This window comes from Motilimonas sp. 1_MG-2023 (assembly GCF_030547455.1).
Taxonomy (GTDB): domain Bacteria; phylum Pseudomonadota; class Gammaproteobacteria; order Enterobacterales; family CBDFNC01; genus Motilimonas.
Window position 1 is genome coordinate 120,835 of sequence record NZ_JAUOPX010000010.1, and the last position, 11,922, is coordinate 132,756.

General features: G+C 39.8%; 4 protein-coding genes and 1 tRNA gene. 2 read left to right on the forward strand and 3 right to left on the reverse strand.

All coding sequences use genetic code 11. The annotated features are described in order from the left end of the window. Positions 1-97: 97 nt before the first annotated feature. On the reverse strand, positions 98-3,214 hold the full coding sequence (locus Q4519_RS07655; protein WP_303511335.1) for an ATP-binding protein: 3,117 nt from the start codon (positions 3,212-3,214) through the stop codon (positions 98-100). Positions 3,215-3,218: 4 nt separating this feature from the next. After that, the gene (locus Q4519_RS07660; RefSeq protein WP_303511337.1) at positions 3,219-5,684 is read right to left on the reverse strand and encodes an EAL domain-containing protein; all 2,466 of its coding nucleotides are present in this window, start codon (positions 5,682-5,684) and stop codon (positions 3,219-3,221) included. Between the two features lie 199 nt (positions 5,685-5,883). Here Q4519_RS07660 and Q4519_RS07665 point away from each other — a divergent pair, with 199 nt between their 5' ends. Both Q4519_RS07665 and Q4519_RS07670 read left to right on the forward strand, forming a co-directional pair. Next, positions 5,884-10,332 (forward strand): response regulator, encoded by a 4,449-nt coding sequence (locus Q4519_RS07665; protein ID WP_303511339.1) that lies wholly within the window; start codon positions 5,884-5,886, stop codon positions 10,330-10,332. Next, positions 10,322-11,311, forward strand: a complete 990-nt coding sequence (locus tag Q4519_RS07670; RefSeq protein WP_303511341.1) for a diguanylate cyclase — start codon at positions 10,322-10,324, stop codon at positions 11,309-11,311. The genes Q4519_RS07665 and Q4519_RS07670 overlap by 11 nt, the downstream gene beginning before the upstream one ends. 333 nt (positions 11,312-11,644) lie before the next feature. Here Q4519_RS07670 and Q4519_RS07675 read toward each other — a convergent pair. Beyond that, positions 11,645-11,721: transfer RNA gene (locus tag Q4519_RS07675), tRNA-Met, on the reverse strand. Positions 11,722-11,922: the final 201 nt, after the last annotated feature.

The window sequence follows — 11,922 nt, forward strand, 5'->3', positions numbered from 1 at the left end:
AAACGACCAATATGCTTCTTTAATGTGCTATCTGTTGCGTAAAGAATGTTCATAAATTCACCATTATTACTAAAGTATGGCCTCCTGAATGAGGGCGTTAATCCGTTTTTGTTACATCCGTTATATTTAGCCAATGCTTTATTTTCTTCTCAAAAATAATGGGGTCGATAGGTTTGGCGATAAAGTCATTCATTCCCGCCTGCAAACAAGTGTCTTTATCGCCAGACATGGCGCCAGCTGTCATAGCTATAATCGGAATATCTTTAATTAACTCGCCAGCCTCACCGTGACGAATATGTTTTGTTGCATCAAACCCATTCATTACTGGCATTTGGCAATCCATTAATATAAGTTGTAAATCATCTTTATGTTGCATCGTTTTGAGTAAGTCGAGCGCTTCTGCACCATTTTTAGCACTGTACAGCGTGATTGGGAATACATCTAACAAGCCTTTGGCAACAAAACGATTGATTTCATTATCATCAACCACTAAAACTTTATAATTTTGCTTAGTAACGGCTTCTGCTGTGAGATCGACTAAACGCTCCGAATGAGTGGACTTTAACTCTGGGTTATTCAATTGCCGATAAGAAAGTAAAAAATGTAATGGTAGTATCGGCTTGGTTAGGTAAATGCAGCTTTCGCCTTCTTCAATTAGATGGTTTGTCTCTTGCTTGCCGTCACAAATAAGTAATAACTTACACGGCTTATTAGCCGGTAACCCCATGAACCAAGAGACAAATTCTTCATTAATAAGGTTGTTTTGTATGATTAGTAAATCCGGCAACTTATCATTACTTAGTGTGTATAAAGTCGCTGTAGTGTCTTGAACAGTGACTTCTGCTTTCCATCGCTGTAGCTGTTTGGCGAGAATGCTCTTTTCTTTTTCATCTGAAAGTACCAGTGTACATTTTACTCCTAATAAATATGGCGTTAGGCCCCCTGTGTCATTATCCATGTCAACCTCAACAGGTATAGAAAGGGTAAAGGTACTGCCTTGATCCGGGGTACTTGAAACACTAATATCGCCCCCAAGTAGATTAGCCAACTGTTTTGAAATGGACAGCCCGAGACCTGTTCCGCCGAAGTTTTTTTCTATTGTCGTGTTGGCCTGGCTAAACGGTTTAAATAGCTTTCGCTGTTGCTCTTGAGAGATACCAATACCGGTATCGGTTACCGATATGGTGATATTCACTTGGTCCTTTTGGTTTAGCTGTTGGCTGATAACTTTTATAATAATATGGCCTTGAGCAGTGAATTTAATGGCATTGCCAAGTAAGTTAGTGATGATCTGTTTAATACGGTAAGCATCGGATATCAGCTGCTCAGCATTAACTTCAGTACAATCTAGATAAAGTGATAGCCCTTTTTCATTTCCTTTCAGAGCCATGGTCGCAACGACGGCACTGACGGTTTCAATAAGGTTTAGTGGGGTTCGTTCAATATCCAGCTTACCGGATTCAATTTTGGTTAAATCAAGTAAATCATTAATCAAAATACTCAAGGTTGAAATACTACTTTTTGCCATACTAAGGTACTGGTGCTGCTTTGTAGTTAAATTGCTTCGTCCGAGTAGTTCAAGCATTCCAGCAATACCATTTAAAGGTGTTCTGATCTCATGACTAATATTGGCTACAAATGCGCTTTTAGTATTATTTGCGGCGGTAGCCTCTTGGCTGGCAAGCTCCAATTGTTTGGTTCGTTCGGCGACTTGTTTTTCCAGTGAATCATTGATAGCTTGGATTTTTTGTTGATAAATTTTGGATTCAGATATATCCCTAATTAGCGCTGCAACAGTGGCTTCAATAGCCGTGTTAGTCGTCACAACAGGGGAGAGGTTAATGCTAAGAGTTTGCGGGTCTGCGCCGTGAGTGGCAGTTTCTAACTCTAAAGTTATAGGGGTGTTTTGTTTGATGACTTTACGTAATAACGACTCAGAAATTTGTCTGCTTTGTTGAGTCGGAATAATAATGTCATTGATTTTATTAAGTTTTGCTTGTTTTTCACTCATCCCAAACATAAAAGAAGCTGAGTCGTTCCAGTTAAGGATATTGCCACGCTTGTCGACACTGATGATGGCGTCTGATGAGCCTGCAATGATCGCTTCATAACGAGACTGATCTTGATAGAGAGATAAGAGCTTATTCAAATAGCGTTGGTAAGCAAATATGATGGTTATTGCCACTGTGAAAATAACGATGATAAGAAAAATGATGCTATTTCGTTGCTTATGCCAGATTGCCTGTAATGCTGACTCTGATTGCGCTGCGATTAAGTACAAAGAGCGATTTTCACGTGTCGACAGCATCATCTTACTGCCAACCATGAGGTGATTGTTACCTTCAAAAACGACACGAACAATTTCTTCAGAGCTAGGGATTGGTGCTCCATGAGTCAGTACGTCCCATTTCATTTTTGGCTTATCAAGATCAAAGCCAAACAATAAGTTTTTTTTCGGAGCGGAGATAAAGTAGCCTTCTGAATTCAGTAAATAAAAAGCCATACCAGAGTGGCTAAAATCTTCCTGTAAAAGACTTAATAGTGGGGATGCATCAAGGTTAATTATTACAAAACCAAAAAAAGCATACTCTTCATCAAAGATGGGCTGCGCGATGCGAATGGTCGGCCAAATTGGTGTTTCTATCGTATTATATTCACGATTAAGGTTAATATTTGAAATATAGTCTTCATTGGGATGTAACTTAGCGATAGCTGAAAAGTAGTCAGACTGCCCCTTTTGCTGAAGTAACTCATCGGGTGTTGCGATGACTTTACCCGCTCGGCGATCTACGCGGACAATTTCCTGACCATTGTTATTTTTTCCAATTAGTCGGATTTGACGAATTTCAGGATTATTTTGAACAAAGGCAATAAATATTGTCTGTAACCTTATTTTCCATTGCTCGGTTGTAGTGCCGTCATATGGATCAACCCCATTATGGGACATTGCGCGGCTAATACCACTGATTGGTGGGGTAGCATGTAAAAATTGTACTTTATTCCTGCTTTCCGCTATTCGGCGTTCTAAGGTATTTAAACTGGCTGTATTCGCCTGCAATAATTTTGCTGATTGCTGGGCAACAATGCTTTGTTCAGCATAAAGTGCAAATGCAAAATAGAGCCCTATGCATACTATCAGCATCAATAAAAGACCGCCCATAGGAGGAATGTATTTATTGATGATGGGGTTTTGATACTTGTTTTGGCTCATCATTACCTTACTGCTGCTCTGACTTAATAAGACTTATAAATTGTTCGGCTGTGATGGGTGGGCTATAAAGATATCCTTGTGCAGTCGGACATCCTAACTTAATCAGTGCACTACGTTGTTCCTTGGTTTCAACGCCTTCAGCCACTAGGTGTAACCCCATTGATTGGCCTAAAGTTATGATAGTTTTGACTATTTCATAATCATGAGTATTGCTTAGCATGTCTCTAATAAATGACATGTCTATTTTCATGATATCGACATTGTATGTTTTAAGATAAGAAAGGCTTGAGTAGCCAGTGCCAAAATCGTCGATTGAAATATTTATCCCTAGGTTTTTTAGTTTGTTTAACTTTTTCTGGGTAAGCGCAGGATCAATCATTAAGGCTGTTTCAGTAATTTCTAACTCCAGCATAAAAGAAGGTAAACCGCATTGAGATAATGCGTTCAGAATGTGCTGCTCTAGCTCTGGTGAAGCAAATTGCGCAGCAGCCACGTTGACAGATATCGGAATATTTGCACCATTGATAAGCAAATTTTTGGCTTGTTGACAAGCTTTGTAAAGTACCTGCTCTCCTAATTCAACTATCAAGCCGGACTCCTCCGCTAGCGGGATAAATTGAGCCGGTGAAATGATAGTACCATCATCTCCTTGTAGTCTAGCTAAGGCCTCAGCTCCGACGATACGCTCACTGACTAAGTCGTATTTAGGTTGATAATAAACAAGTATATTATTGTCTTTTAAAGCCGCTCTAAGGGTTTTTTCTTGTTGATGACGTTGCAACAGGGCAGCCTCAAGCTCATTGGAAAAAAAGCTATACCTATTACGGCCTTCTTGTTTGGCTCGATACATTGCAACATCTGCATGGCGCATCAACTGCTCCGTATCTTCTGCATCATCTGGGAATATACTTACTCCGACACTAACAGAAACGCTGTAAAACTGTTCGGCTAGCTTAAACTGTTCATGCATGTTTTCCACTATCTTATCGGCAAGAGCAGAGACTAAGTCTGGTGAGCGTATTCCTGTCATCAGAATGACAAATTCGTCGCCACCTAAACGTGCTAAGGTATAGGATTCAGGGAGTAAGGCTTTGAGTCGTTTGGCCATCAGACAAATGAGTTCATCGCCAAAATGATGACCGAGAGAATCATTTAAATATTTGAAATGATCGATGTCGATCAATAATAAACCGACTTTCTTTTGGGCGGCGAAGGCTGCCGAACAAGCAACAGATAAACGATCTTGGAGCAGGATCCGATTAGGTAAGTTGGTAAGTTGATCATGATTTGCTAAGTGGCTCATTTTTGACGCCATCGCCATCGCGGTTGCAATCGCTTCGCTGACATCATGGAAAACCATAATTGCGCCTATCACTTCGCCATCTAAGTTTCTTATCGGAGCCGCTGAGTCATCTACAGCAATAGTGGCTCCACTTCTTGTTACTAACTCGCAGTTTAGAGCCATGGTTAAAATTCGTTGCTCTTTTAACGCCAAATATAGAGGGTTCATCAAAGGCCGTTTCGTATTGGCATCTTGGAGTGGCATGATGCTGTCGATTTTCTGTTTTTTTGCATCACAAAAGCGCCAACCCGTCAGGCGTTCAGCGATCGGGTTCATAAAAGTGATACAGCCACGATCGTCTGTGGCTATAACAGCATCACCGATTGAATTTAGTGTTACCCGCAAGCGTTCTTTCTCCGAGTAAAGCGCCATTTTTGCTTCTTTAGCTTCTGATACGTCAATTAGGGTCACTAGGAAACGGCCAGTATTCCCAACCTGTTGGAAAGGAGATTGAAACACTTGATAGTGTTTTATTCGGCCATTTACTTTTGCTTCGACAAAGAAGTTAACCTCATCACTGTTGGTAGCTTGGCTTTGAATAGCTTGGCATAGTTCGTGAGGAAAAATATTTGTCATTCCTACGTTATCTTCAGGCATATGCGGCAAGCCAAACCAAGTGCCTTGGTAATCATTGCTGAACAAATTTTTCCAATTTACATCCCAATAAGTGATTAACACAGGTACTTGTTTCACCATTTTTTGCAGTTGCTCACGTCCTTGCTTGATAAGCTTTGTTTGGTAGTGCAACTTAAGGTGGTTTTGTACTCTTAGCCGACAAATCTTTGGATTAAATGGCTTACTGATAAAATCGATACCGCCTAATTCGAGAGATAGCTTCTCATACTCTTTTTCATCATGACCGGTGATAAAGATAATTGGAATGTTTTCATAGCGAGCATCATTTTTTAAGTATTCACACATTGCCCAACCATCCATCTCGGGCATCACAATATCGAGTAAAATGATATCAGGTAGCAAGTTAGGTAGGCGTTCAATGGCCTCTTTGGCAGATTCAGCGAAAAATAGTTGCCCACAACCCTTGAGGATTTCTTTTAGCATTAGTACATTATTGAGCGCATCATCAATAACGAGTATTTTGCTGTCTCTCATGTTTGGATGGTTTAGGAACAAGATGACCTCCTTACCGACTTCTTTTCCATTCATCGTGAGTTGATAAATAAAAAATTCTAATTTGATTTTTTTATAATAGAACACTAAATTTGTAAATGAATAGCATTTGCAAAAATAATTAGTTTTCAGTGTCTTTAGTCCCGACCGTTCAAAGTTTTTAGACTCGCTTAATCACAGCCAACAGGGGCAGCAGGTATAAATGAAGAACAAATTGACTTGGCGTTATTTTGCACCAGCTGCCATTTTTTTAACTGGAACAATATTTGCTATTATTGCAGAAAATAAGGCCAAGGTAACAAATGAGCATGCTATTGAGTTAGCGGTTGATGCAACTCTCGGCCAAATCAGTATTGATGTTGTTAGTGCGATAAACCAATACTACGAGGGGTTACGCGGATTACTTGCAGCGATAGAGGCTACAGGTATAGAGAAATTTAATTATCAAAGTCAACTTCGTTATTCGCTTAGTCGACAATATGAAGCAGCGTTTCCCGGCAGTATGGGCTTTGGTGTAATCAAAAAAGTGACGCAAAAAAACTTAGCGACTTTTTTAGCATCGGTTGAACAGGATCGGCAACGGCCTTTCACGCTAAAACAGTTAGATGAACCAGCCAATCCGTTGTTTATCATTCAATATATTGAACCTGAAATAAATAACGCTAATGCCGTTGGCTTAGATATTGGCTCAGAGAGTCACCGGCGACAAGCAGCACTTAAAGCAGCGGCATCAAGATCCGCACAACTGACCGCCCCAATCACCTTAGTTCAGGCTCATCAACAGGCAAAGCATGGCTTTTTACTTCTTTACCCTATCTTTAAAGGCCCTGTAAAACAGCCGTTTGAAGAATTATTTGGCTGGGTATACTCACCCTTACTGATAGGTAAAGTTCTTGATTCAGTCAAACTAGATGATGGCGTTACTATTGATATCTCTGATACAACTACGCAGCAAGCAATTCATTTTTACAGTTCAGCAGCTGACAACAGCCCCACCGTGAATGCGGGTATGTCTTCACAAACAGTAAGTGTTTTTGGTCGACAGTGGTCTATCAGTTTACTGCCTAGCCCTTTATTTATCGAAAGTTTGGGTCTCGAAGACCCTACTATTGTATTTTGGCGAAGCATGGCGGTTACAATGCTGCTGGCTCTATTGGCTTTCTTTTTGGTGAACTACATTTTTCAGCGTTTATTTGAAATTAGACAAAAAGCTGAGTTGGCAACCGTTGTGAATAATTCGACAGATGGCATCGTGGGGTTGAACAAACATTTTGCCATTGCTCATTGGAACAATACGGCGGGCAAATTATTTGGCTATACGAAAGAAAATGCGTTGAAAAAACCCCTTGCACACTGGCTTTCAACTTGTCTCTCCTCTATGCAGTTGATTAACCTGTTTAAGCAAGTCGCAAATGGCGAGGCAGTAAGGCAAATTGAAATAAAATACAACTCAGAATATTTTTCTGAAGAGCGTCTCTTATCCATTAGCATTGCGCCTATTATTGAACAAGATGACTTTATTGGTGCGACGGTTAGTATCCATGATGTAACCGAATTAAAAGGATTGCAACAAGAGTTAGTTGAAACAAATCAGTTACTAGAAAATAAAATAGCAACGGTAACATCGAAGTTTAAACGGCAACTTATGTTTGAAAGTGACATTATTGATAGCATGCAGGCGGCCGTGATTGCTTGTGATAAAGCAGGAAATATTCATTTTTTTAACAACGCGGCCTCATCATTATATGGTTACGGTGCTGATGAAATAACAAATAGCCAAAATATACTCACATTGCTCGATGTCGAAAGCCTTAGTTTGGAAGGAAAGAGTGAACAATTAGCGGATAATTTTTTGCTCTGGATAGAGCAGCAATCATCTTTTCCAAACCAGATAAAGATAGATTGTTACTGCAAACTAAAGTCAGGTGAACATTTACCGTTGCAATGGATCGTTACGCCAATACTTGTCAGAGGAGAATTAGAAGGGTTTGTTTTTACAAATGAACCAAATTTAATTCAACGACATTTGACCTTGGCTGATACCGCGGTTGAAAACTCTCATGACGTGCTACTTTGGCTTAACCTGGATGGCAATGTTATTAATTGTAATCCATATGCCAATGTTGTTCTGAGCGTGAAAGGCAGATCATTGAAGCATTTTAATATTAAGGATTTTATTGTCTGCGAAGAGTCAGAACCATGGGATGTCATTTATAGTCGTATTATGACAGAGCATAGGCTCACTTTTGAAGCAAGTTACCGGACGATAGATAATGTTTTAGTGCCCGTGCTGATATCAGGCTGCGTCATCGACACGAACCAAGAGCCTTGTATCTACCTTGCCGCGAAAGATATATCAGAGCGCCTTGAAAAACAAAAATTGATTGAATCAGCCCTTGAAAAAGCGGACTTAGCCAACAGGATTAAGACAGAATTTATTGCCAACATGAGCCATGAATTACGCACTCCTTTAAACGCAGTCAATGGCTATTTTCAATTACTCGAGCAGTCGCAATTAGATGAAATTCAAAGAAAGTATGTCGTTGATGGTCAGTTATCGGTATCGGTGCTGACCCAAATAGTCGAGGATATTCTGGATGTGACAAATTTAGAAAAAAACGGCATAGAATTGGACGAAGAAGACTTTGAGCTTGATGATGTGTTGAGTGAAATTGGTGCTCAGCTGAGTGTGATGGTAGGGTCTAAACCCGTTGAAGTTCATTTTTATGTTGCTGCTGATGTTCCTTATTTTCTTTACGGCGATCGTAATAAGTTAATGCGAATTTTGATTAATATTGCTGGAAATGCAGTCAAATTTACCTATGAGGGGGAAATAGTACTCAGCATAAGCCGTGAAATGCTTGAAGATAGTAACGACGTTAAATTGAAGGTGTCGATAAAAGATACTGGTATTGGGATTAAACCTGAGCAATTAACACAAATTTTTAATGTTTTTACCCAAGCGGATAATTCCAATACACGCATTTATGGTGGGCTGGGTATTGGGCTCACCATCTCAAGCCAGTACGTTAAGTTGATGCAGGGTAATATAGAAGTTGAAAGCCAGGTGGGGTCGGGCTCTGAGTTTCGTTTTGATTTGTTGTTAAAGCCGGCCGACGCCCTTGAATGTCAGCAGATAGAAAAGCGTTTGGAACGGCCCATTAACGTATTGATCGTTGATGATAATGTAACCAGTCTCACTATCTTAGAAAATATGATAGAGCAATTAGGTTGGAAAAGTACAACAACTACATCGGCTTATGAGGCGTTAAACTTACTAGAAAATGCTTTTGATGGGCAAAAACAATTTGATTTGGCATTAATTGATTGGAAAATGCCAGCCATGGATGGATGGGAGTTGGCAAAAACAATTAAACAAAGAGAGCCTAATAAGCAAGTTCCTTTACTGATTATGGTGACTGCACACAGCCAGCAAATCCTGGTAGAAGAATATGATCACTATCTTCACCTGCTCAATGGTTTTTTGACCAAACCGGTCACACGAACTCAAATGATGGATGCATTTTTGGATGCCGCAACGGCCGCACAACATACGGCACTCAGCAATGGACTGAAATCGAAAGATAATGCCTTGCTGGATCAACGTGTGCTGGTTGTTGAAGATAATCCAACCAATCAAGAGATAGTCACTGGTTTATTGGAGAGCCAAGGTGCCAATACCACTGTTGCCATAGGTGGTAAACAAGCACTAGAAGAGCTTACAAATAGCTTGTTGCCCTTTGATGTGGTGTTAATGGATATTCAAATGCCAGGTATAGATGGTTATGAAACAACTCGACGCATAAAAGCGATAGATAAGTTTAAAATGCTACCTATTATTGCTATGACAGCGAATGTGACGCCTGCAGATAAGGCTAAATGTTTGGCCGTAGGAATGAATGGCCACATTGGTAAGCCATTTAGTTTAGTCGACCTCGTGCATCAGATTTTAACGGTAACAGATAATAGAAAAAGAGTAAAAAAGCTAACAGCAAGCCATACGGACGAACGAATTGAATTGAGTGATGAGATTATAGAATATTGCCGTAAAGAGAATATCTGTATAAACGATGCTTTAGAGGGCTTTAACTATTTAAGTAACGTATATTTACGCTCATTGGGCTTATTCTATAAAGACTTACAGTCATATTTAAAGCAAATGTCTTGTCAAGACAAAACGTTAGAGCAGCTCACATTAATGTTTCATACCCTTAAGAGCAGCGCCAGTTCACTAGGATTTAAGCCGTTGGCTACGTTAGCCAAACTGGCTGAACAAGAACTAAAAGAAAAACCAGATTTAAATGACGTCTCTCATACTGAGTTTGAAGTCGTTGAATTAATGAAGCGAACCCTTGTACAAGTTACAGAGCTAAGTGAAAAATTATCATTATTTGAGGAAGATGAAAGCACTCCAGTTGCCTCAGAAGAGGACTTTTTACCTATTTTTAAACGCTTAGTTGAAGAGGTTAGCAGTTTTAATATGCATGCCATTGATACTTTTCAAGAAATATCATTACAACTCAAATCAATGTCACCTGATCGGGCTGGTGAGTTGATTGATGCACTAAATGTACTAAAATTCAAAGAAGCGAAAGAAACCCTCAAACAATTTGAGCAACAGATTCAGGTTGAAGAAAATAATGCCTCTTAGCCAATTGAATGATAATGCTGAGCTTGATCTTAGCCAATCTAAGATCTTGGTGGTGGATGACCAGCCAATAAATATCCAGATGATTTATAATGTCTTGTCCAAGGATTATGTTGTCCTTGGGGCGACTTCTGGCGAAGAGGCAATAGAGGTATTTAAGGATAACTTGCCCGATCTAATTTTATTGGATGTATTTTTACCCGATATGACAGGCAAAGAACTGTGTAGTCGTTTTAAAGAGATAGTAGAGCTGGGAAATATTCCTATTATATTTGTTGTCTCTATTAATCAACAAGATGAAGAGGATGTTTGTTGGCAATGTGGCGGAATTGACTTTATTACTAAGCCAATTAGTCCATTGACGTTAAAAAATCGAGTTAAATCCCACCTAACTTTGAAATTTCAAACTGACATGTTAGAAAAATTGGTTTTTATAGATGGTTTAACAGGGGTATTTAATCGTCGTTACCTAGATATCCACCTGGATAAGCAAACGTGTGAGTCAAAACGCCAGCATAATGATACCGCCATACTAATGATAGATATCGATTTTTTTAAGCTCTTTAATGATCATTATAGCCATGTACGAGGAGATGAAGCGCTTAAGACTGTCGCCGAGTTAATCCGTTCCGCTTTAGTCAGACCTCTTGATTTTGTTTGCCGTTACGGCGGTGAAGAATTTGTTGTTGTATTACCTGATACCAACATTTTTGGTGCACTAAAAGTAGCCGAACGGATACGAAAAAGTGTTTATGATAAACAAATCGAGCATGTTTGCTCGCCACATAAGTTTGTAACTGTAAGTATCGGGGCCTCTACCTTTCTCGAAAATGATGAGGGTAGCAACCACACTGTAGAAGAGGCTGATGGTTACTTGTATCAAGCAAAGAAAGCTGGCCGGAATCAGGTTTGTTGTCCGGTAGAGCGTTTTTATAAAACAGCCAAAAATTTAGATGGGACTCACCTTATAAATAATAAGTAAGTCAGTTGCTATACGATATTCATACTAGTTACGCTATTTTTGCAACTAATCCTCTTATCAGCCATTAAATTTATCTGCAGTACTCTAAGGCATTTAGCTCGCGCCTTTAAATTATCCCTTACTAACCTGAACCCTAGATAAGCGAAATGGTACGTTAATGCAAAAAAGCTGTGAATATATACGGTTAAAACTTTATAAGAGTTAAGCTGGGGGAGGTTGGATGTAGTTGACTGTTACCAGATTGGTTGCGGGAGCTGGATTTGAACCAACGACCTTCGCCGAGTTTATAATAGTTGAGCCCGATGAGCTTTTTCTTATTCACTTTTACCAAATTGGTTGCGGGAGCTGGATTTGAACCAACGACCTTCGGGTTATGAGCCCGACGAGCTACCAGACTGCTCCATCCCGCGACTGGTTTTTTTGAAACATTTTATCTATTAAGAATTGGTTGCGGGAGCTGGCTTTGAACCAACGACCTTCGCCGAGTTTATAAGAGTTGAGCCCGATAAGCTTTTTCTTATTCACTTTTACCAAATTGGTTGCGGGAGCTGGATTTGAACCAACGACCTTCGGGTTATGAGCCCGACGAGCTACCAGACTGCTCCATCCCG